The sequence below is a fragment of the Mesorhizobium sp. M1312 genome, from assembly GCF_040318115.1.
In the GTDB taxonomy this organism is placed as follows: Bacteria; Pseudomonadota; Alphaproteobacteria; order Rhizobiales; family Rhizobiaceae; genus Mesorhizobium.
Genome location: NZ_JAMYLQ010000019.1, coordinates 111468 through 133402 on the forward strand (window position 1 = coordinate 111468; position 21935 = coordinate 133402).

The 21935-nt window shown below is 59.2% G+C and carries 21 protein-coding genes, 2 tRNA genes and 1 pseudogene; 10 read left to right on the forward strand and 14 right to left on the reverse strand.

What is annotated here, in order from left to right; all coding sequences use genetic code 11:
* Positions 1-69: 69 nt before the first annotated feature.
* The 3 genes from NKH36_RS21415 to NKH36_RS21425 all read right to left on the reverse strand — a co-directional run bounded on the left by NKH36_RS21415 (position 70) and on the right by NKH36_RS21425 (position 1511).
* Positions 70-738 (reverse strand): protein-L-isoaspartate O-methyltransferase family protein, encoded by a 669-nt coding sequence (locus NKH36_RS21415; protein ID WP_352963555.1) that lies wholly within the window; start codon positions 736-738, stop codon positions 70-72.
* A gap of 108 nt (positions 739-846) precedes the next feature.
* Positions 847-920: transfer RNA gene (locus tag NKH36_RS21420), tRNA-Cys, on the reverse strand.
* 330 nt (positions 921-1250) lie between these two features.
* Complete coding sequence (locus NKH36_RS21425) at positions 1251-1511, reverse strand: hypothetical protein (protein ID WP_352963558.1); 261 nt, start codon at positions 1509-1511, stop codon at positions 1251-1253.
* Between the two features lie 221 nt (positions 1512-1732).
* Here NKH36_RS21425 and NKH36_RS21430 point away from each other — a divergent pair.
* Both NKH36_RS21430 and NKH36_RS21435 read left to right on the forward strand, forming a co-directional pair.
* A tRNA-Asn gene (locus NKH36_RS21430) sits at positions 1733-1807 on the forward strand.
* Between the two features lie 227 nt (positions 1808-2034).
* Positions 2035-2571: an MgtC/SapB family protein gene (locus tag NKH36_RS21435; RefSeq protein WP_352963561.1), complete on the forward strand. Its 537-nt coding sequence runs from the start codon at positions 2035-2037 to the stop codon at positions 2569-2571.
* Positions 2572-2742: 171 nt separating this feature from the next.
* Here the strand turns inward: NKH36_RS21435 and NKH36_RS21440 are convergent, their stop codons facing one another.
* Positions 2743-3024, reverse strand: coding sequence for a hypothetical protein (locus NKH36_RS21440; RefSeq protein WP_352964345.1), 282 nt, complete (start codon positions 3022-3024; stop codon positions 2743-2745).
* Positions 3025-3287: 263 nt separating this feature from the next.
* On the opposite strand from NKH36_RS21440, the gene NKH36_RS21445 reads away from it, so the two are divergent.
* The 4 genes from NKH36_RS21445 (at position 3288) to NKH36_RS21460 (ending at position 5658) form a co-directional block, all read left to right on the forward strand.
* Positions 3288-3524, forward strand: coding sequence for a hypothetical protein (locus NKH36_RS21445; protein ID WP_352964347.1), 237 nt, complete (start codon positions 3288-3290; stop codon positions 3522-3524).
* A gap of 634 nt (positions 3525-4158) precedes the next feature.
* On the forward strand, positions 4159-4386 hold the full coding sequence (locus NKH36_RS21450; RefSeq protein ID WP_352964348.1) for a hypothetical protein: 228 nt from the start codon (positions 4159-4161) through the stop codon (positions 4384-4386).
* Between the two features lie 310 nt (positions 4387-4696).
* Complete coding sequence (locus tag NKH36_RS21455) at positions 4697-5278, forward strand: VanZ family protein (RefSeq protein WP_352964350.1); 582 nt, start codon at positions 4697-4699, stop codon at positions 5276-5278.
* Between the two features lie 140 nt (positions 5279-5418).
* On the forward strand, positions 5419-5658 hold the full coding sequence (locus tag NKH36_RS21460) for a hypothetical protein (protein WP_352964352.1): 240 nt from the start codon (positions 5419-5421) through the stop codon (positions 5656-5658).
* Between the two features lie 188 nt (positions 5659-5846).
* Here NKH36_RS21460 and NKH36_RS21465 read toward each other — a convergent pair.
* Positions 5847-6145: pseudogene (locus NKH36_RS21465) on the reverse strand (DUF1236 domain-containing protein).
* A gap of 708 nt (positions 6146-6853) precedes the next feature.
* Between NKH36_RS21465 and NKH36_RS21470 the strand changes: the two are divergent.
* Entirely contained in the window at positions 6854-7231 is a 378-nt protein-coding gene (locus NKH36_RS21470; protein WP_352964353.1) for a hypothetical protein, read from the forward strand.
* 158 nt (positions 7232-7389) lie between these two features.
* Here NKH36_RS21470 and NKH36_RS21475 read toward each other — a convergent pair whose 3' ends face one another.
* From NKH36_RS21475 to NKH36_RS21500, 6 genes are all read right to left on the reverse strand, one after another.
* Positions 7390-8319, reverse strand: a complete 930-nt coding sequence (locus tag NKH36_RS21475) for an ATP-dependent DNA ligase (protein WP_352964373.1) — start codon at positions 8317-8319, stop codon at positions 7390-7392.
* Between the two features lie 660 nt (positions 8320-8979).
* A complete protein-coding gene (locus NKH36_RS21480; RefSeq protein ID WP_352964375.1) occupies positions 8980-9915 on the reverse strand; it encodes an SDR family NAD(P)-dependent oxidoreductase in 936 nt (311 codons plus the stop codon).
* Positions 9916-10028: 113 nt separating this feature from the next.
* Positions 10029-10922: a LysR family transcriptional regulator gene (locus tag NKH36_RS21485; RefSeq protein ID WP_352964355.1), complete on the reverse strand. Its 894-nt coding sequence runs from the start codon at positions 10920-10922 to the stop codon at positions 10029-10031.
* A 162-nt stretch (positions 10923-11084) separates the two neighbouring features.
* Positions 11085-13331, reverse strand: coding sequence for a xanthine dehydrogenase family protein molybdopterin-binding subunit (locus NKH36_RS21490; protein ID WP_352964357.1), 2247 nt, complete (start codon positions 13329-13331; stop codon positions 11085-11087).
* A gap of 11 nt (positions 13332-13342) precedes the next feature.
* Positions 13343-13816: a (2Fe-2S)-binding protein gene (locus NKH36_RS21495; RefSeq protein WP_352964359.1), complete on the reverse strand. Its 474-nt coding sequence runs from the start codon at positions 13814-13816 to the stop codon at positions 13343-13345.
* 1279 nt (positions 13817-15095) lie between these two features.
* Positions 15096-15398, reverse strand: a complete 303-nt coding sequence (locus tag NKH36_RS21500; RefSeq protein WP_352964360.1) for a DUF982 domain-containing protein — start codon at positions 15396-15398, stop codon at positions 15096-15098.
* 1102 nt (positions 15399-16500) lie between these two features.
* On the opposite strand from NKH36_RS21500, the gene NKH36_RS21505 reads away from it, so the two are divergent.
* Together NKH36_RS21505 and NKH36_RS21510 are read left to right on the forward strand one after the other, a co-directional pair.
* Complete coding sequence (locus tag NKH36_RS21505; protein ID WP_352964362.1) at positions 16501-17244, forward strand: DUF1236 domain-containing protein; 744 nt, start codon at positions 16501-16503, stop codon at positions 17242-17244.
* 1227 nt (positions 17245-18471) lie between these two features.
* Positions 18472-18627, forward strand: a complete 156-nt coding sequence (locus tag NKH36_RS21510) for a hypothetical protein (RefSeq protein ID WP_352964364.1) — start codon at positions 18472-18474, stop codon at positions 18625-18627.
* A 33-nt stretch (positions 18628-18660) separates the two neighbouring features.
* Here the strand turns inward: NKH36_RS21510 and NKH36_RS21515 are convergent, their stop codons facing one another.
* From NKH36_RS21515 to NKH36_RS21525, 3 genes are all read right to left on the reverse strand, one after another.
* The gene (locus NKH36_RS21515) at positions 18661-19335 is read right to left on the reverse strand and encodes a LuxR C-terminal-related transcriptional regulator (RefSeq protein ID WP_352964378.1); all 675 of its coding nucleotides are present in this window, start codon (positions 19333-19335) and stop codon (positions 18661-18663) included.
* Entirely contained in the window at positions 19335-20738 is a 1404-nt protein-coding gene (locus NKH36_RS21520) for a sensor histidine kinase (RefSeq protein WP_502912083.1), read from the reverse strand. Before NKH36_RS21520 ends, NKH36_RS21515 begins: the two co-directional genes overlap by 1 nt.
* Before the next feature lie 270 nt (positions 20739-21008).
* Positions 21009-21230: a DUF3606 domain-containing protein gene (locus NKH36_RS21525; protein ID WP_352964368.1), complete on the reverse strand. Its 222-nt coding sequence runs from the start codon at positions 21228-21230 to the stop codon at positions 21009-21011.
* A gap of 256 nt (positions 21231-21486) precedes the next feature.
* Here NKH36_RS21525 and NKH36_RS21530 point away from each other — a divergent pair, with 256 nt between their 5' ends.
* On the forward strand, positions 21487-21786 hold the full coding sequence (locus tag NKH36_RS21530; RefSeq protein WP_352964369.1) for a DUF1236 domain-containing protein: 300 nt from the start codon (positions 21487-21489) through the stop codon (positions 21784-21786).
* Positions 21787-21935: the final 149 nt, after the last annotated feature.

Sequence of the window (21935 nt, forward strand, 5' to 3'; positions counted from 1 at the left end):
GTGCGGATCAGCAACAATTGTTCAAGCGCAAGCGAACATGACAACGGCTTTGCTGCAAGCCAAAATCACTCAGAACTCGAACGCACGAATACGTTCGAATCCCGGTAGTGGCTTAATTGCCGCATTAAATGCGCCTCTTCCGGTTACAACGCCCCCTGTTTTGAAAAACAATCGGGCCACGCCCGAATTCCCCTGCCCTTCGACGGCGACGAGCCGGCCGCCTTCCGCAAGCTGGTCGAGCAGCGACTCCGGCACTTTCTCCACGCTGCCGCCGATGAAAATGACATCGTAGGGTGCTCCCGCGGCATGGCCTTCCGGCAGCGGTCCCGAGACCACGCTGACATTATCGCAGCCCAGCGCCGAAAGCGTCGACATGGCGGTCTCGGCTAATGCCGGATCGCTTTCCAATGCAACGACCGACTTTGCCAGCCGCGACAGGATCGCCGCCGCATAGCCGGTGCCGCAGCCGACATCGAGTGCCGAATCGCCAGGGCCGATCTCAGCCAGCTGCATCAGCTTGGCCAGCGGCGAAGGCTCCATGAGGTAGCGGGGGCCGCCCGCTCCATTGGCAATGCGGATGTCCTCGTCGATATACGCCAGATCGCGCTGGCCGGGGGCGACAAAGGCCTCGCGCGGCACGACAAGCATCGCCTCGAGCAGCGGGGCGCTGGTCACGTCGGTGGTGCGGATCTGGCCATCGACCATCTTTACCCGACGTTCGGCAAAATCAGCGCTCATGTTCCAACCAATCCGCCCAAAACCAATCTGCTTGCCGCGCCAAGAGCGCGGCTCATTTCGACCGGAACTCAAGCGGCCCTGGCGCTGGTGCGCGGGAGCTTGGGCATTTGGAGGCCTCGCCCGGAATCGAACCGGGGTGCAAGGATTTGCAGTCCTCTGCGTAACCACTCCGCCACGAGGCCTCATTGCTCCCGGCGTTCCACCCGGTTCCAATAGGTTGCGGCGAAAATGCCGTCAAGCGGCCATGGTGCATTCCGGACGGTTTCCCCTCGGCCATGATGCCACGTGTCGAATCGTCGACACGCATGCTGCAATCAAAATATTAGTTAACCGTTAAGTACGGAATATGCCGAAGGGAAGCCCGGGTCCTGGACCCTACGTCGGGGTAAGCAGAAGGTCCGCCATTCTGAAGGAGAGTTGCAAGGGCCAGAAAAGAAGCGCTCCGGGCATTGGCCAGTTTGAGTCGAGCCGGACAGACGCCCCATCACAGATGGCTTGCCACGCGGTACCCGTCAGTTCGGCCGCCGTCGCCGTCCCCACCAGACGACAAGCCGGCGCCGGTGGCGGCGCACCAAGGCAAACTCGTAGGAGAGCACCAGCAATCCGATCGGAATCATCCAGAAGCCCAGGATCGGCAGAAAGCCGAGAATGCCGCCGAAGATCAGCACGACGCCGATCGCAATCCTGAGGCCGCGCGAGCGCGGCATGGTGAACTGACGGCCGAAGACCGATATTTTCCGTGCCGGTGGATGGTTGTGGCTTGCTGCGCTCATGTCTGATTGGTGGTCCGTTCGGGCTAAGTAAAAGCACCAGCTGACGAAAGCCGCAACCACGTTTTCGGTTCCGCGCACCCCGTCAGACGGCTCATATGAGGACGCGCGCACATGATTGCCAGAAATCGCGGCGCGAAAAAGCGCCGAAAAATACGAAATGCTTCTTTGCAAAGCCGAAACGGGTTTGCTATAGGCTGCGCCACTCACATGAGAGCCTCTGTTCCCCGGTAGCTCAGTGGTAGAGCAACCGGCTGTTAACCGGTTGGTCGCTGGTTCGAATCCGGCCCGGGGAGCCAACGCCATTTCTACGCTAGGGCGCGATACTGCGCGCCAGCACGCGATTTTTCCCTACGCTTCGATCCGCTTCGCTTCTGCTGGCCGGCCCATAAGCGGTAGGGAAACCGGTCAAAGCCAGCGGTAAGCTAGCGGAGCCCCCTGCCCTCACCTAGGCGCGCTCTCTCCGTCAGACCTTGGGGAACCTGACCGGCCCGAGCACGTTGTGGCCGGTCAGCCCGGGTTACGCATGCAACAGCTCATCCAAGAATTCGGACATCCGACATACGTCCCGTTTCCCGTTATTGCGGCGAGGCTTCTACTGGCGTCGATCTTCGGTGCGGCGATCGGTTTCGAACGCGAATGGCGAAATCGGCCTGCTGGGCTTCGCACTCATATCCTGATCTGCGTGGCAGCGGCTACTTTCGGTATTCTGACGATTGAAATCGTTCACGCGCCGATGTTTCTGCAGGACTCCGTGAAGGTCGATCCGATTCGTGTTGTCGAAGCGGTTACCGCTGGCGTCGCGTTCCTTGCTGCCGGATCGATTTTGTTTTCGAGAGGCGAGGTCCACGGGCTGACGACCGGTGCAGGCATGTGGCTGTCTGGGGCAATTGGCGTGGCGTGTGGGCTCGGTCTGTGGCAAGTGGCGGCACTCGGCACGCTTTTGGTGCTTGTCGTGGCAGGTCTTCTTTATAGTTTTGCAGCCAAGTCCGGAATTGGCGAGAACATTGGACAAGAAAAGCCCATTTCGGAAGAAGGTGTGCCCAAGCGGCGCAAAGGCTGAGGACAAACGCCGATCGGCGGAGTGCGTGGCGGACCCCAATCCGCCGGGCTGGCGCCCGGGCATTCTACCTCACCCCTTAGCGGCGTCGGCCCCCTTGTCTGGCGTCGGACTGACAAGGAGAAGCCCGCGCGCCGCCCCCGCGCGCGGGCCGAACCGGGTTACAGGCGTCCTTCAGCCGCCGTCAGCAGGTGCTGCCGGAGCGGGTGCGGCTGGAGCAGGCTCTGCCGGAGCGGGCGCGGCTGGCGCCTCGACCTTGGGCGCTTCGACCGTAGGCGTTTCAACCCTGGGCGCTTCAACCTTTACGTCGACGTCCTTTCCGGTGCCCCCGCCATTGATGTTGATAACGCCGGTGAACAACAGCAGGATCACGATTGCGATAATTGCGAGAACGACGGCGACAGCGGTGCCGGCGCCATTTCCGCCTGAGTTAACAACGGTGGGACCGTCAGCCATGATTATCTCTCCTCGTCTGAATTATCACTGGTCGGCAACGGGACCGACGGGCACTTAGTTCCGCCGCCGGGCTATGGTCCATGATGCAGTAAGACTGAAGTCTTTGCGCCCGAGACAGAGGGCTGAGGCTGGCAACCAAAATCTTAGCAACGAATTGGTATTGGGCCGCCGAGCAAAGTCCCTTCATCGGTGGTTCACCGGGTGCCCGCTGTTTGTCCTTTTCGGCGGGCACCCGATATGCCACCCTAACGGCGGAAAGAACTGTGACCTTTATCCAGAGCAGACCGAATGTCGATGAGGTCGCAAGCCGACCCGCCAATGACAATCAAACTCCTGACCCAACAGATTTCTCGGCGGTTGATCTTATTTCGTCGGGCGACGACGAGGTCGCTGTCATCGTCAGGCGAACAGAGCGCCTGGCCCTCGCCGTGATTATAGCAATGGCGATCTTCCTGATCTTTGCACCGGTGATCTTCATTGCCCTGATGTATGGGATTTGAGATGTCCCGCTTTAGCCCTCGTCCCAGAAATCCTGCAGCGAAGCGTGGCGGAGGTCGTCCTCGCCGCGCAAGTGCTTCACGCGGGCTTTGATCCCCGGCTTGACCCGTTGCGTTGCCGGCCGCCTATCTGCCGGTCCGGGCGATTGATGAGGAAGCAAGACGGAAGCAGCGCGTAGGCTGGGACGCGACCTGTATATAGAAGACCCGCCGCTACATTTGCGAAGCGACGGGCCTCCACCCCATTCCCCCCATACCTGACAAGGCAATTGCGGTGCCAGACGTGTTGACCCATTGCGGCGCACCTTATGGCTTCTACACAAGCGGAATTGCCGACACGTACTTCGTTCGAATGTTTCGACTCCATTAGCTTGAGCGCATGTATTCCGCCAGCCAGGTGAGCGCGCCCCCCCGAAGGCTCGCTGGTCAGGCCCAGCGGCCCCCCCAAGCCGCTGGGTCGTCCCCGCTAGAGCGAAGCGCGTTGGCCTCGCATAGTAGCAACCCTCTTGACTAAGATCTCGCGTGCACCGGTCAAACGAATGGCAATTTTCTGTCTGAATGCGTTTACGGTCCATTCTCGGAGATCCACGCATCGGCTGTCGCGTGGGAGACACAGTAACGATTCAAAGGCGTCGACATGCTGCGAGCACAGGAAAGCCAGTTCCTGAAACCTGAAGATCGGGCGATCTGCCAGCGGGTGGTCGACCAGATAACCGCCGACGCTAAATGGGACAGCACCTCGATAGACGGCCAGATTCTGGCCTCGACCACGCTGGCTCTCTTTCAATCCGGGGTCGTCAATGAAACGAATTTGCTGGCACATGTTCGCGCGCGCCGCCACGACTTCACCAAGCTGACCGGCTAGCGCCCCCTTCAGCGTGATCTCTTCGATCTGGCCTTCTCGCCGATCTCTTCGCCATAGCTTCTGCCTTGGCCTTTGTTGTTTCCTCTGACTGGAGCTCCTAGCCGGCTGTAAGGGACCCATTCGGAAGGAAACAGCATCTTGGCCTTCTTTGGCCGCAGCTTCAAAGGCCTTCATCTATTCGGCCGATGCGCCGATCCGCTGGAAATTGACAATCTGCCCCAGCTCTAGACCGCTTGGTGCTGGCGGTGGCGTCTGCAAATTTCGGATGAAGGGCTGACATATAGTGTTGCGCGCTGGCTCATATCCGATCGTGGCAAGGATTGCTTTCCTTGCCGCGCTGGCCGGCGTTCTCCTGCTGCTCGCCCTTTTTCCGGAGTGGCTCCTGCGGAATTTTGGAGTGAGCTTCACGCATCATCGCAAGCTCATCCACGTCGCCGCATTCACCGTCTTGGCGGCCTTGGCAAGTGTCGGCTGGACGAAACACAAGGCAAAGCTGATTGTTCTCCTCGCTTTTTCGGGTGTGGCGATTGAAGTTGTTCAGGGCGCGCAACTGATAGGTCCTGGTCCGGATGTATTCGACTGGATTGCCGACTGTGCTGGCATGGCCTGCGGGATCACAATCGCAAGCTGGACAAAGCGGCACCGGGTAATAAGCCCGCCGAAACGCTCCGGCGAATATCCCGATCGCGAGATCGATTGTGAGGGGGCCATGGAGCCAAGCTTTCAGGCGATCGTCGATTGCATGCTGGAAGCAGGCTGGGCCCGTGGAGAGATCATGCGCTCGCTACGCCGGCTGATCTCCGCAGACAACATGACGCAAAAGGAAAATGCCAAGGTCGAGGCGCAGCTCGCGATCGCACGGGCAATGAGCCGTGCCGGCCGGCCTCTCTAGGGTCAGCAACTCAATGAATTGCCTACAGACAATGGCCGAAATGGGCGGCGAGCCTAACCGTCCGCAATCAGACAGAGCGTTGAAGGCCGCCACATTTGGCCGGAAATCGTGTTGGTCAGGGGTTCAGGGAGGAATTCTCGATGACTCACTCTTTTCCCACAGTCACGGTTGAAACAGTCGCCGAAGTCTACGTTCTTTCCATAGGCAAGGCCCACTTCCTATCGATCGGACAGGCAATCCGCGCCCTTCGGAAGCTCATGCCGGCTTGCAACGCGACCGACCACGAGTTGGAGGAGATATTGGCGGCAGCGTGCGTGATTCACAGCGTGCCCGTCGCTTTCGACGCCAAAACAGCCGATGGCGCATGGCTCCATTCGTAGGGCGGGAGATGCTCGCGCAAGCGCAGTGGCCTGCCGCATCGGTCGGACCACCAAGGGATTGTTCGCTAAACGGCGAGATGACGACCGAAAGGGAAAGAAAGCCATCTGCTGTCTTTCGCTCCATACGCTGTCCAAAAAAAGCCCGCCGCACCTTTCGGCACGGCGGGCTGTCCTCCCAGTCGCTTAGGTCATTCGATGATCTTGACAATCTTGCGTGTGCCCGGGTCAACGACAACGGTCCGGTTGTCGACGACAACGGTGCGGTATTTGGTGTTGGGGACTTCATGGAGCTCGACCGTCTCGGGCAGGGTTGAGCCGATATTGAGCTCCACTCCAGGGATTTTTACCGATGCCAGCGGCTGCTTTTTCACGTATTCCCTGATGACCGTCTCCTGTTCAGGCTCGATGACTACGTCCTGAGCGGCAGCGGCACCGATGCCTGCCAGCAGAGAAATCCCGCGGCTGCCGCGGAAATATGCGTTCTCATATGTGCCTCCTCTATGTGAGCCATGTTCCGCTGAACGCGTCTTCGCGCCAGATTTACCAAACCTCAGGCAGCTGCAAATGTTCCTTTTGCGGGACTTTGGTCTGATGCGCGGCGGGACCTAAGTCTCGCCTGTTTTGGCGTAATAGGCCGGACATCGCGCCACCCGGAACCGCCGCTGCGCATAGTCGTTGCTCGCTGCAAGTTCACGGGAAGGAGTCCATGGAAAATAGTGTCCACCAAGCCCGCTGGTTGCTCGCTCCGGTCTTCGCGGTTTCGATCACATTCCTGGCGATTGGAATAATCGTTAGCTAGGGATCGTTAGCGATCGGAACTTGACGATTTCACGGAACGACGAAACGAGGTCTGCGCAGCTAAGTGCCTTCCTGCGCTGATAAGGGGACAACCTGCCATTCCTCGATTTGGCGGGGGTCCCACAGAACGGATGACCAAGTCCACGGACTCTGCGACAACGATCCCTTTCCTGCACGCGACTTCATCGGAGTGCGATTTAAAGACAGAATGAAAGGCTGCATGCTAGCGCTCGAACGCAGTGAGGAGGGTTTCAGTTGCTTGATCTCCCGGAAGGTTATGTTGGTCGTGTCGTGAATAGCTACGCCGAATTACTTCATTGCGCTCAAATTACCAACGTTGACACAAATACCCCAAAGGCTTGTCAACAGGCATGCGTCGCCCAAGACAATAAAGGTCTTGAATTGGGACAAGCATGGAGGCCTCGTTGCAACCCGATGGTTCCATTTGGAAGACGGCAAAGACAGGCCCATTCTCTTCCCCGGTTTCCAAATGGCCGTTAGTGCTGTGACAGACTTTACCGATATGGGGGGCGACGACGGGTCGAGCTTTCTCGAAATCTGGAAGCATACCGTGCCAGGACAAGAATGGTGGGAGGCTAGGAATACCAACCCAGAACGGTGGAACGCGGTCAGTTTTTCAGCGTTCCATGGCACCACGAAGCAGTATGACGTTGCTTACGCGCTGGCACCTGGTGAGCGAATTAACATATGGGGTGCTCCCGACATTCATAAACCTTTCTTCGCGCTCAATTGGGCGCGACTCGATCCCCTGTAAGCTCGAGGGCCCGCTTGCGGCGGCCATAATTTAGAAGGTCCGAAGCTGGCCGGTAATGGCGCAGGGCAAAGCCCGCGCTCACTCCTCGGAGCGCGGGCCGACCGGATTGCAGCCCGATCTGCAGGGGGCTAAATCTTGGGGGGGTTGGCCCACTGATCCTACACAACTGTTAGCACAAGCTTATGTTCCGCTTGACGAACACTCCCGCAAACCGAGGCGGAATTCCGGTTATTCTCCCTGCCAAAAATCCTAGACGCGTGGCGGAGGTCCTCCTCGCCGCGCAAGTGCTTCACGCGAGCTTTGATCCCCGGCTTGACCCATTGCGTTGCCGGCCGCTCCTTCATGTCCTTGGGCGCCTCGCCAGGATGCTCCTGCACCCGCTTCCATAGTCTCTCGCGCATCTCGCGATTGACGCTAACGAAGGCGCTGCCAATATATTTTCGGGTCCCCGGCTCGGCCATCAGGGCGAATGCCGGCTTTCCAGCCTCACGCTCGACGCCGAGCAGCTCAAATTCCCCGACAGTGTAGCATTTCGTCTTCAGCCAGTTGGTCGAAGGGCCGCTGCGATATTTGCTGTCCCGACGCTTGGACACCATCCCCTCAAGGCCGGCCTGGTCGACTAGTTGATAAATCGCCTTGGCATCGCCCGGCAGCGCCTGGCTGAACTGGATGCGGATGTCAGGCTGGATGATGCCGGCAAGGATGTCGCGGCGCTCTTGCAGCGCCATGTCGCGCAGGTCGTACCCGTTAAGGTGCAGCAGATCGAAGGCGACGAAATAAAGATCGTGCTGGCGCCGCGTGAGGGCCTTGCGCAAAGCCGCGAAATCCGACAGGCCGGCATCATTGAGCACGATGATCTCACCGTCGATGATGGCGCTGTCCACAGCGAGCGGCTTCGATGCGGCGACCAGATCGCGGTATTTCGCCGTCCAGTCCAAGCCACGGCAGGTGAAAATGCGCGTTCCGCATTCGTCAATGATCATTTGCGACCGATAGCCGTCGAACTTGAGCTCATGAAGCCACACGCCGCTTTCGGGAGGCTTCTCCACCAAAGTCGGCATTAGTGGCGGGACAAACTTCAACCGCATGCATCGACTCGCAAAACCGCGATTCAGCATACGCTTAATTAGTTCCCATTTTAACGAATTGTTGACCGCGCTGTCCCAGAATAGGACGGCGCGGTCAAACCCAACCGGACTGCGCGGCGGCTCCGGCAATTCAGCACCCCGCCTCACAATGTCGGAGCCGCTTCCACACTCCTCTAAAATACCAGCAATGGTTGAATCAACTGTTACCGCACGTGCTTTCCAGTGCGCTTTCCCAGTCGTTAGACTTTGACGGAACCGGGCCTCGTCCGGCCCCTGCCTTCACGGTTGACGCTGAGACATTGCATCTGGTGAAGAAGCATTGGACGGCCATGATGACGTCAGCAACCCCTGGGCCGGCCTCAAGCCAATGCGTAAGGCTATTGAACAGACATGCCTTGCCGGCGCGCTGCCGAGCGAAGAGCCGTCCTGTTGCTTTACCCGCCCCGAGCCGATCCGCGGGGCGAGGCTCTTGCGAAGGCCATAATTGAGACGGTCGAAAGGCTGAGCGGTAAGAGCAAGCAGAAGCCCGCGCTACTCCTCAGGGCGCGGGTCGACCGGATGCAGCCCGATCTCCAGCAGGCTAAGCGTGGGGGGATAGGCCCACTGGTACTACACAACTGTTAGAGGACGGTAATGTTCCGCTTGAGGAACACTCCCCCATCAGCGTCCAAAATGGCGCGATATTGGCTGCGTTGACAACGATTCGCGCTGCGCCTGTTCGATCGACCCAGGGTGGCCCCGCTCTCTCTGATCTAGAAATCTAGAAGACCCATCTGTCGAATTGGACAGGTCCTCGAATGCGCGAATTTCCTCAAGCCGTGCCTCAAGCGCCGCCCTTGTCGCAGTAACGGCATCGCTACCGGCCAGGAACTGCTTTGGCGGATTGTCCATTCCGGCGATTTTCACAAGGGCGTCGCCAAGTTTGGCGGGGTCACCCTGCTGCTTGCCGTTGTAGCCGGACCACATGGCTTCGGCGCTGCCTTCTGCAGCATAGTCGTCGATGGTGCCGCTGCCGTACTTGGCGTTCTGATCATCGAGGAGGTCGGTGCGGAAAAAGCCCGGTGCGACGGCGGTGATCTTGATGCCGAACTGGGCGACTTCCTGAGCCACCGACTGCGAAAAGCCTTCGACGGCGAACTTGGCGGCGCTATAGGCCCCGCAATGCTTGAAGCCCATGATTCCGGCGAGCGAACTGACGTTGATAACGTGTCCTGAGCGCCGTTTGCGCATGACGGGAAGGACCGCGCGCATAACGTGAACCACGCCGTACAGATTGGTCGAAATCAACCCGTCGATTTCAGCGGTGGTCAACTCTTCGAAATTGCCGAGCAGGCTGTAACCGGCATTGTTGACCAGAACGTCGATGCGGCCGAACGCCGCCATCGCCTTATCGACGGCCGCCTTGGCCTGCATTTCATCGGCCACATCCAACTGGACGACCGCAAGTCCGTCGCTAGCAACACCGCTCAGGGCGTTACTCACCTTATCGAGATTGCGGCCGGTGGCGACCACCCGATCGCCTGCCTTCAGTGCCGCTCTGGCGGTTGCAGCGCCGATGCCGCTGCCAGCCCCTGTAATGAACCAAACTTTGCTCATATCCAACTCCTGTTTTCGAGTGAACAGGAAATTAGGTGATGCCGCGCCGGCCGATTAGACGGCATAATCGGCATGAAGTTAGAAATCACATTGATAAATGATCGGCCACCCCGTTATGCCCTGTATCGGAGAGCGTCGACCAGGAGCGTGAAGGCGGCAGTATGCTGCCGCCGGCTTGGGTAATAGAGGTGGTAGCCAGAATATGGCGGGCACCAGTCTTCCAGCACCCGGACCAGGCGACCGTCGGCAATATGCTGGGATATCTGGCTTTCGAACGTATAGACCAAACACAAGCCATCGACTGCGGCATGCAAGAGCATCTCGTTGTCGTTGAAAATGAGCGGTCCATTGACCCTGACCTCAAGTTCGACACCGTCCTTGTCGAACTCCCAGGCATAAAGGCCGCCCCCTGTGTTCTGACGATAGCTTGCGCATCGGTGTTCGCTCAAGTCGCGGGGTGTCTGCGGGGCGGGACGATTGGCAAAGTACGACGGGGATCCCACGACTGCCATCCTGACGTCTGGGCTGATCCGGACCGCCACCATGTCCTTTTGCACCTGTTCGCCCATACGGATACCGGCGTCGAAGCGCTCTGCGACAATGTCGGTGAGACCTTCATCCACATGGACCTCAACCGTGATGTCGGGGTAATTCGGCAGGAGTTTCGAAAGTACGGGCCACAGAACAGTTTGTGCGGCATCCCGGAACGTGGTGATGCGGATCGTGCCTGCTGGCTTGTCGCGAAGCGCCGTGAGCGCAGCAATTTCACTATCGATATGGTCAAATGCCGGCCGCAGGCTGGTAAGTAGCTTTTCGCCTGCCTCGGTCAGCGACAGGCTGCGCGTCGTTCGCGAAATCAATCGCACGCCGATCCGTTGTTCAAGCATGCGGACCGCATAGCTGAGTGCGGATTGGGAGAGGCCGAGCTTTGCGGCCGCCCGTGTGAAGCTCCCTTCCTCAGCAACCGCGATAAAAACAGCCCATTCGCTGAAGTCGCCTCGTCTCACCTATAAACCTCATTTCTAGATTCATGAGGATTATGGCGGATAATCAGCATGTTTGTCCCGACATATTATTCTCCGCACAGCCCGTTCCGGCAGGAGCCGGTATCTGCTTCGCCCGCTGCTGAACCAGAAGCAGCGAGCAGAAGCGGTTTGGCGCAAAGAGGACTACGTCAGATTGAAGGGCAATTGACGCAGCGGTTTGCCGGTGAGCCGTGCGATGGCGTTGGCAAATGCCGGCGCCAACGGCGGCAAGCCGGGTTCACCCATGCCCGTGGGCGGTTCGGCGCTAGGCACGATGTGGATGTCGAATTCCGGCACATCCGTCATGCGCGCCACCGTATAGTCACTGAAGTTGCTCTGCTCGACGACGCCGTCCTTGAGCGTTATTGCAGAGCCCGCGAGACACATCGACAAGCCCATGATTGCCGCGCCCTGTACCTGCGCTTCCACGGTCCGAGGGTTGACGGCCAGATTGCAGTGAACCCCGGCTGTGACCCGATGCAGCTTCGGCTGTCCGTCGGCAACAGAGGCTTCGACCACGTAGGCCACCACCGAACTGAAGGACTCGTGTACGGCCACACCCCAGGCTCGCCCCTCGGGCAGTTGCGTCTTGCCATACCCGCTCTTGTCCACGGCCAGTTGCAATGCCTCACGGTGGCGGGTGTGCTGATCACCGAAGAGCCGCATGCGGTAGGCGACCGGGTCTTGGTCGGTTGCACGCGCAATATCGTCGAGCAAGGTCTCCATCACGAAAGCCGTATGGGTGGAGCCAACGCTACGCCACCACAGAACCGGCACGTTGACATCCGGATGATGCACTGTCAGGCGCATTGGAAGCTGATAGGGGCTCCGCATGCCCTCGGTCGTGGCGGCGTCGATGCCGTTCTTCACCATGAACTGCTCGAACACGGTTCCCGTAAGTATGGACTGGCCGACGATGCTGTGATCCCAGGCCAGCACATTGCCTTCTTTGTCAAAGCCGATACGGGCGCGGTGCAGATGCATTGGACGGTAGTAGCCGCCCCTCATGTCGTCCTCGCGGCTCCAAAGCGTACGGATCGGTGCATTCAGCCCCGCCGCCTTGGCGGCCTTGGCTATTTCGCAGGCCTCGATCACGGTGTCGTAAGTGCTGGAAAAGCGCCGGCCGAAGCCGCCGCCCGACATCTGGACGTTAACCACGACCTGTTCCGGCTTGAGGCCGAGCGTGGTTGCGGCAGCGCCGGCATCGAGCCCGGCACTTTGGCTTCCCATCCAGATCTCGGCACGACCGTCGGAAAGCCGAACAGTGCAGTTCAGCGGTTCCATCGCCGCGTGGGCGAGATACGGGAACACGAACTCAGCTTCAAGCTTCAGGGGTGCCATTTCCAATTGCGCCATGTCGGAATCGAATTGGCGCGGGCCGGGGCGAGTAGCCATCTCGCGGTACTGCGCGAGTTGCTGTTCGCTGTCGACCTTATCGACAGCCGATGTGTCCCACTCCACCTTAAGGGCATCGCGGCCCTGAGACGCCTGCCAATATCCGTCGGCCACTACCGCCACGCCCTCTGCTCCGCGATCCAGCGGCACACGCAGGACGGCCTTCACGCCCTTGACTGCGCGCGCGGCGCTGTCCTCCAAAGAGGCGATGCGAGCGCCGAAGACCGGTGGACGGGCGACAATGGCTGTCAATTGTCCGGGCAGCCGGAAATCGATCCCGAAGTCCTGTTGTCCACTGCTCTTGGCGCGCGCGTCGAGTCGCCCGGTGGGGCGGCCGATGATGCGGAAGTCCTTCGGATCCTTCAGTGTCACTTGCCCCGGAACGGGCTGTTCCATCGCGACATCGGCGAGCTCGCCGTAACCCAGCCTACGGCCCTCGGGACCCAGAACCACGCCAGCCTCAGTACGCAATATGGATACATCCACGTTCCACCGCGCGGCCGCAGCGCCGAGCAGCATGGCCCGCGCGCGGGCACCGAGCTCGCGATACTGCGTAAAGCTGTTCTTGATTGTGTTGGACCCTCCCGTGAGATGAATACCAAACAGAGGATCGGCATAGGCGGCGTCGTTGGTGCCAAGCCGGCTGCGCACCAGGGTCCAGTCGGCATCCAGTTCTTCAGCCAGGATCATCGGCAATGCGGTGTGTACGCCTTGGCCAAACTCCAGCCGATTGACTGTTACGGTGACCTCGCCATTGGGCGCGATCTGCACAAAGGCAGCCGGCTGTTCCGTAGGTTTGAGGCTGCTGGCCGTCTCAGCCGCACGGGTGGACTGCACGGCGGCGAGGCGCGGAAAAACGCCGATTGTCAGCCCGAGGGCTCCAGTCAACTTTAGAAAGCTGCGGCGCGGCAGCGCTTGAGCAGCGGTGGATTGACCCCGCTCCAGCATGTGCTGCAGCACACGCGGCAGTTCTTTGTGATCGATGTTGGGGAACATATGCGTCTCCTTCAGACGAGAGTGCTGGCGGCGTCGGCTATAGCGGCGCGGATACGAGCATAGGTTCCACAACGGCAGATGTTTCCGGCCATGGCGGAGTCGATCTCTTCGGCGGTCGGCTGCGCGCCAGGGAACAGCGAGGCGAGCAAGGCCGTCGCGCTCATGATCTGGCCGCTCTGACAATAGCCGCATTGCGCCACGTCGTGCCTGATCCATGCAGCGTGGACAGCCGCGCCGACACGGTCAGTGCCATCGGTTGTCTTTTCAATCGTGGTGATCTTGCCGCTTTCAACGGCGGAAATCGGCGTGCTGCACGAGCGGATGGCTTCGCCATCCAGATGCACTGTACACGCGCCACAGAGCGCTGCGCCGCAGCCGAACTTGGTACCGCTCATTCCGAGCGTGTCACGCAGGACCCAAAGGACTGGGGTTTGGGGGTCGACGTCAACCTCGTGCTCTCGCCCGTTGATATTCAGTGAGATCATGGCTGGTAGGTTCTCCTGGGTTGCTCCACCCGAATACGCTTCCCAAGCGGCCTGGAGCTTTCCCGGCCGACTGAGACATTGGCAATTTGGTGGCTAGCGCTAACGGTAGCTCGCCGTGCGATGCTGGATTAGACAGCGCAATTCGCATGACCTTAGAAAGATGGCTTCTGAATGCGCCACACAGGCGAAGCACGTCCGCATTAGCACCGGTTGTCGTTCACTGGGTTCGCATCGCAGTACATTCGCCACCTGCGGCGAACGGCCCTGAAGGGACTGCTGCTTCCGCTCCGAAAAGCACCTGGCAATATTGGGGTAGACGTCAGAACAAAGCGCGGCCGTTGCCGCAGATCGGAGCGACTGCGCGCGTGCTCCAGGGCCGGCGGCTCAAGGCGTGACAGGATTTTACGGAATATGACCCGGCGTTTTCCCAGGCCAGCAGGTTCGAAAGCAGTCCCGCATTGCGGGAACAAGTTCGAGTCTACTGCGAGAGCGACTTCAGGTATGCGACCATATTTTGCCGATCCTCAGGCTTCGGCACACGCATCGTCATCGTCGTTTTCGGAACAACATCGCGGGGAGCTGCTAGGAACCGGCCATACCAATCCGGCCGACTTCAGGGCTTCCGAATAACGGAACCCCTCCACAGATCCGGCGGGCCGTCCGACAATGCCGCCGAGGCCGGGGCCAGCTTTGTCTCTGGTCGGTGGTTGAATGACAGCCTGAGCAGCGTTGAAACGCGCTTCGCCTCAGCGCAGCATCTCCCTCCGCAAAGACAGGGCCAGATATCGACAGAACCGCCAACGCAGAGGTGCAACGCAAAGCAGAATTCTTTTCACACGAATTGTTCCCGATTTAGACAGCCAAAGGCCCGACCGGAATTGCTTAGTGAAGGTGCTATTCATCGAGCTAGGCTCGTGGATGTCAGGTGAAGAGATGATCCAACTTCGATTTGCTCGGGCTTTCTATTTGGCGACGATAACCCCGGCGCCAAAGCCGGATTAGCTGGCATTCGTTGCATGAGCCCAGAAGTGCGATTTCTAAATACGCAGGTACGGCCGGCGCCCTGATGTATTTTTCGCCGAGCGCGGGACGATATCAGATGCATAGAAGAGCGCCGCTATCGGCAGGCCCGGCGAACTACCGCGATCACGCCATGACCAATCTGGCGAACTTCTTCCTTCGTGGTGAACCCCAACGCCGCCTGGCCGGCGCCAACCTAGGCAACCCCACCTTCCCCGCCCCTGCGGCGCCGGCGATCCTTCGCTAGATACTACATCGGTTACGCCATCACGCCACCGCGACCGGTTTTCGGTTCCGTCATCCAGGGCATAGCTGCAGAGACGTCCTCGAGGATCTTGGCCGATCTGGCGAAGCCGGCGAAAGCCTCGCGTGCAACTGAAATGGGAACTTGGCCATCATAGGCGCGCTGGCAAGCTCGGAACGCCGTGTCAAAGATCGGCCCTTTGCGATTCTTCGGCCATTCCTGCAGGAACTCGAAAGCATCAGCCAAGCATTCGACTTCCTCCACCATGAACTCCCCTTTTTTGACGAAAACAGGCCGGTCGAAAGTCCTGTCGTTCATTACAACCTCCATTCAACTGAACGAGTGTTTGAGCTTCTACGAGAGCCGTGAGCGACGGCTGCGGGGAAATATGTGAAGAGCACTTTTTGCTGTCAAGGAAGGACCAATTCGGGACTGAAGCAAAACGCATCGCAGGACTGGGACCGCATGCGGAATGTCGCTGTGTACCGCTGCAACCTGCAGCCGAGGACGCTCTGAACTCCATTGCTCCCGATGAAAACCAAACTCTCGCAAAGACCGCCAGGCGGCACCATTGCCGGCGCTTGAAGACGCAACAGCAGAAAGCCCGCGCCCTCCGGGAGAGGACGCGGCTTCAACTATGTCTCAACTTTCTAATGTATAATTTTAGCTTTCGGCAGTTTTTAAGGCAAGATGGCCCGGTCCGACCATTTCGGCTGCTTTCGGTTTCAAGGCTCGCAACCTCCTGGTCCTTGGACCGCTTCAGCAACGCACGCGACACCCGCACCAAGCGTTGTGACAGCGCCAGTGTGTAGCGAAGGTCCTCAACGAGCGCCCTTCCGCGTTCGGCGGTCTGCCGAACTCGCGCCGCATGGATTTAGTTGGTTTCCCAAATAGGTTCTTCCACCGTGTCTGACTCCCAGGGCTGCGTCGTGGAATGGAGCGCTGGCCATTTGCATTGTCTGCGTAAGAACATGCTGTGCTGATTACAACAAGTTCCAGCACAGGCAAAAAAAAGCCCGCCGTACCTGCTAGTGCGACGGGGCGATCAAGCGGTCACCAAGCGCGGCTTGCGGGGCTGGGATGTGCCCGGTGCGCGCGGACCGAAAAAATCATCCGCGCGCCGGCTGCCCGGCGTCAACCAACCGGCGGTTGGAAGAGATTTGTCCGGCAGCGAGCGCAGATTTTTCAATCTCCACCCCTGCCAGGACCTCGCGTCGGCCGAACAAAAACCGGCACCTCTGCTGTAACAAAGACACGAGCCCTATTCGGCGCGCGCCATGGCTCAGTACGGCGCGCACATGAACGCGGACTGTTTGTTCCAACAGGCTCCGATCGCTTCCGCCCGGTCAATTCGCCTGGAACAAAACTTTCTAGAGGTGGTTTTCCCCGTGAAGGGACAGACTTTTCGAAGGAGAGTCTCGTGAAAAAAGTTCTGATCACCAGTATGCTGGCCATCGGCGTTGGCTGTGGCGCAGCGCTCGCTCAGGAACAGCAGCCGGCCCAAACTCAGTCGGGTGCCGATTGCCCGGCCGGCTCGGCTGGTTGCCCGGAAGGTACAATGGGCGAACAGTCCCAAGGTAAGGCCGGCGCCACCACCGAGGAGCAGGCTAAAGGCAAGGCGAAAATGCAGACCGATGAGCAAGCCCAGGGCAAAGCCGGCGTAACCACCGAGCAGCAGACCCAAGGCGAGGCTGGCGCCACCTCCGAGCAGCAGACTCAGGATAAGGCGAAGGTCCAGACCGAGCAGCAGACCCAGGGCGAGGCCGGTGCCACCACCGAGCAGCAGACTCAGGATAAGGCCAAGGTCCAGACCGAGCAGCAGACCCAGGGCGAGGCCGGTGCCACCACCGAGCAGCAGACTCAGGGCACGACCTCTACTCAGGATGAGACTTCGACCGGCGCGATCAGCAATGTGACCGTTGAACAGAAAACGGAAATTACCCAAATCCTCAAGCAGGAAAGCGTCGAACCGGTTGCCAGCGTCGATTTTGACATCTCAGTGGGCGTCGAGGTTCCGCGGCAGAAGGTTAAGCTGCGTCGCCTGCCACCGCGAATCGTCGAGATCGTCCCGGCTTACGAATCCTATGAGTATTTCGTGTTGGCGGATGGCCGAATCGTCATCGTCGAGCCGGATACGCTCAAGATCGTCCTTATTTTGACCTAACGCCCTTTTACGGCGTGAAGGGGCTCGCCGCACGAGCGGCGGTCCCCTTCAATATGCATCAGTTGAAGTTGGAGAGCAGTGTCCATTCATAGAACGGCGACGGCTATTTACGTCGGCAGTATATCCTGCTGTTCAAGCTGGCGGGCTTTTGCGGTTAAGGACCCTCCCCAGCCGTAGCCTCATCGATCACCCCTCGACGGTGCCCTCCTTGGTTCGAAAGGCCTAAGATAGGACTTCAGTCTGTCCGCTGGCAGACTATGGGCTGGCGCAGGCAGTGCTTTGGTCCGGGACCGCTATCGCAAAAGCCCAGATGGGATAGTTTTCAGGAACCGAGCTCCTGCAGGCGTCGTTGCGATGCTAACCCGTGACAGGAGGCTGCAGTGGACCCCATCATTCACCCGGCACGTTGGCCGCTTTTTCCGGTATTTGGCTTGGTGTTCGGGGTCGCGGCCGTCGGGCTTATTATCGGCTGGTGGGTCCGATCAATGAAGGCAACACACTTGCGCAGTAATGAGTCCCTTCCTGCGCTAGCGAGATCCACCGGTTTCTCCCCGTGAGACTGGTGGGTCTTGACACCGCCTGATGATGGCGAAAGCGTGATAGATGGTGCAGAGTACAGAGGATTGGTTCGGGCGAATTCCAAACAGGTAGGCAACACAGACCGTGACGGTCAGAGGATATTCTAGCGTGCTACTGGCAAATTCATTGACCACAGACGCGATACGGCCGCAACGCCTGAGGCTTCGTGAGACAAGAGTTCTCGCCACGATGAATGTGCGGCCTGCGTGCTCTCAATCGCAGCGCAGGCTCAAATCTCTTCGAAGGCTTCGCGTCGCCATCTGCCTCACCGCATCGACCCTGGTTTTCGTCGTGAGCCCCTACCGTGTGGCACAGGACGGCCTGTCCCTGACGCTTAGCCCGCAGGCCGCCCAGGCACAAGGGAACTCCGGGAACTCTGGGAACTCGGGGAACTCTGGGAACTCTGGGAACTCTGGGAACTCTGGGAACTCTGGGAACTCTGGAAATTCCGGGAACTCCGGGAACGCTGGAAGCCCCGGGAACTCTGGAAACGCTGGAACTCCCGGGAGCTCGAACTCCAATGGCAACGCGGGCAAGGGCAAATCAAAATCATCGAAAGGCAATCCCCCCGCAAATCCAGTTGCCGCGGTAAACCCCGGCAACAAGCCAAAAGTATATGTCAACGCGACCACTGGAGACCGGATCGAAGTGCGCGGGGCAAGTGTGGGTGTGGTGCATTCCAACGGGCTCAGCGAGCGCATCGACGGTGGCCATTATGAAATGCGGGATGCCATGGGCCGCACCATCATTCGACGGCAGGCAACGCGCTCCGATCGGGCAAGACTGCTCGCCATGATCGAGTGATGGCGAGTTTACAGGCCGCAACGCTAGCTTGCTTTACGCAGGATGGGGCGCAGGCGGATGCTGATGCTCGGTCGCGTCGCGCAGTGTCATCGCGGCTTCGGTCCGGTTGCTCACATTGAGCTTGGCGAGAATTCGCGTCATGTGATGCTTTATGGTTTTCTCGTGCAGGTTCAGCTGAAGACCGATCCGCTTGTTGCTCAATCCCGCGGCAACGAGCGTCAGGATCTCTCTTTCGCGACTGGTGAGTTCGGCCAGCACGTCGGGTTTCGCGGTCGCGGTTGGTTGGCTAGACAAGTCGACCAACACGCGCGCCGACAATTGCGGGCAAACATACCGTTCGCCCATTGCCACCGTGCGCAGTATGGCGGCCAGGGTTCTCGACCCGACACCCTTCAGGACATAGCCTCTTGCCCCGCTCTGCAAGGCGGTCATGACGTGCTGGTTTTCCTCCGAAACGGTCAGCATCACGATTTTCAGATCCGGGTGCCGCTCCAGAGCCGGTTCGATCGCGCTGAGGCCCCCTCCAGGCACCGAGATATCCAACAGGAGAATATCGAGCTGCTGGTCTTCCGATATCCGCAAGGCGTCATCTCTATTGCTGCCTTGGGCAACGATCTCGAACCCGCCGATCTGCTCGAGAGTGCGCACGACGCCTTCTCTGAACAGCGGATGGTCGTCGACAATGGCGAGCTTTATGGCCGCTGCCATCACGCCTGTCCTATTTCGACTATGTTGAGAACCATTTTCACCACCGTGCCATTCTGTGAAGATGTTACACCAAATTGACCGCCGAGGCTTTCTACCCGCTCACGCAGCGCGATGAGCCCCAGCCGTTCAGGGTGGATGATCTTCGGGTCGAAACCTGGGCCGGTGTCGGAAACCTCGATAGAAACGCGCTCCCCGTCGAAATGTTTCGCGACCGATTGATCGGCACCGCCGGCGTGGCGGAAGCCATTGTTCAGCGCCTCCTGAATGAAGCGAAAGATGCAGATCTTGGCCGCTGGTGACAAGGGTGTGTGCCCCCCGGTCATGGACAGCATCACCTTGACGCCGGTCCGCTCTTCGTGCGCTCGCACGGCAAGTTCGAGGATTTCCGTCAACTCGGCATTCTCGACATGCGGCAGCATAAGGCCCTTGCTGACATTCCTGATTTCTCGCATCGCATCGTCCAAATTGGCTTTGACCACCTGCAATTCCCGTGCGCGCGCCGCACCCGGCGTGGCAGGATCGGCTAGCACGGGGCTGTCAATTCCTAGCGCAGCGAGGGCAACCAGTTGCGCCGGCCCGTCGTGCAGGTCCGCGCCGATCCGCCTGAGGTAACGTTCGTTAAGTGCCGTGGCGCGCTGCGAAGCACGCTGCACCCGCAATCTCAACATTCTGTTTTGAGCAACCAGATCGGAAAGTTCGGCAATGCGCCGCTTCAAGGAGTGGCTCTGGGAACGAATCGTGCGGCTGCCACGAAAAACGATCGCCGAAAGCCCAAGGAAAAAAATTGCGGTAACGGCAGCGACATCGAACCAGGTTCGAACGAGTGCCTGCCGGAGGTCCTTTTCAAAATCGGTGGCGATCTCGTCGAATTCCAAAACAGCCACGACTTCGCCCGACCACGGCTGAAGCATCGGATTAAAGATTTCAAGAAGATGCAAGCCGCTGTCCCTCTCAGCCTGGTTATCATAGTGCCTGTCCAATTCAGCAACTATGTCGCCTGCGAATGCGGCCCGGAGATTGTCGCTGAGTGGAAAACGCTTCCCGACCAAATTTTTATTGGTTGAATAGAGGATGGTGCCATCGCGGCGCCAGAGCTTGAAGGATTCGAGCCTTGTGCCGAGTGCGCCTTGCCCCAGCGTCTCATCCAGCGCATGAGCAACGCTCTCCTCCAGCACTTCGCTTCTGCGCATGTCGGGGAGCAGCGGCGCGATGACGCTATCGACGTAGAGAGCGGTCGCGGAAGCCGAGTTCCGGGTGACCGCGGCTTCTATCTGGCTTGTCACGGAAATTCCCACCACGATCATCGCCGACAGCGAGAATAGCCCGCCTGCGAGCAGAAACTGAGTGGCCAGCGACAGTGCGTTCCATCGATCGATCAGTCTTGTCGCTCTGTATCGCGCCATATTCCTAACGGCCCGGTCGGCGGCGCGTCGCGCCAGCGGCGCGATTCGAGAGAATCGGCCAATCTGTTGTCGAACGACGCTATGCGACGCCATCTTTGATCTGCAACCGATCAATCGCAAGGGAACTTAGGGCTTACGGACTGGACGGAAACCGCAGCCGGCGGTTTTTTTGCGCAAAACGCCACTGGCCTCGTTGAGCGCCAACTCCAATCCTTTCGATCTCCCCGGCACAGATGTTGCATGATCGCGGCGGAAGGTGCGGCGTATTTTTCATTTCCGGTCGCGCAATGCTCTCACCGCCTGAGTAAGGGTCATCCGATCGTTGCCGTTCTTTTTGATCAGCTTACTGACCTGGCTTGGCGAAACCCCATTTTCTCGCGCGAAATGTTCCACCTCGTAGTACTCGTCGACCGACAGGCGGTCGTGGTCGAGGAAGTCTCGGTTGCTTTTCTCGTCGGCCTTTGAATGAGGGTGGTGGACACTCGTCGCCATGAGCTCCTCCCGTAAGCTCTTCCCGTAAATCTCCATGGGTTCCTCCCGTAAACTTGCGGCGAACGAGCGCGAGCGGTCGCGGTTCCGGCCGGCTCGATAGCCGGACCCATTGCGCGCGGCAGGTCAGACTTAAGTCCAACGGCAAGGCCTCTCGGATCGGACCGAAGCCCAGCCAAGGAACGTTTGCAGCGGTCTCATGTTTGAGTGAGCCTAGCGCGAAAATGGATGCCAAGAGAGCTCACATAAGGAGGCAACTATGAAAATGCGTCTTTCCACTGCAGCCGCCGGATTTCTGTTATTTGCAGGTGTCGGCACCGCTGCCGCTCAGGACGTGATCATCGCGCCTGAGCAGGAGACCGTCATCAGGGAATATGTGGAAAAGCAGCCGCTCGCATCGGTGGAACTCCCCGGGGTGGAGCTCAATATCGGCTCAACGCTACCCGATACGGTCGAGCTTCATGAAGTTCCCGACGTCGAATACCGGTACGTTGTCGTGGACAATCGGACCGTTGTCGTTGATCCAGGCACACGCAAGATCGTCAAGATTATTCAATGACCTGAACGCGAGGGGAGGAGACGCGCCCCCCGTAGAAATAGAGGGGGGGGCGAAATATATTGGGCGGGGCCCAAAAGAAAAAAAAAAAAACCTTTATATTTACCCCCCCCCGCCCACCCCGGGGGTTCGGCCCGGCACGCAGCAACAGT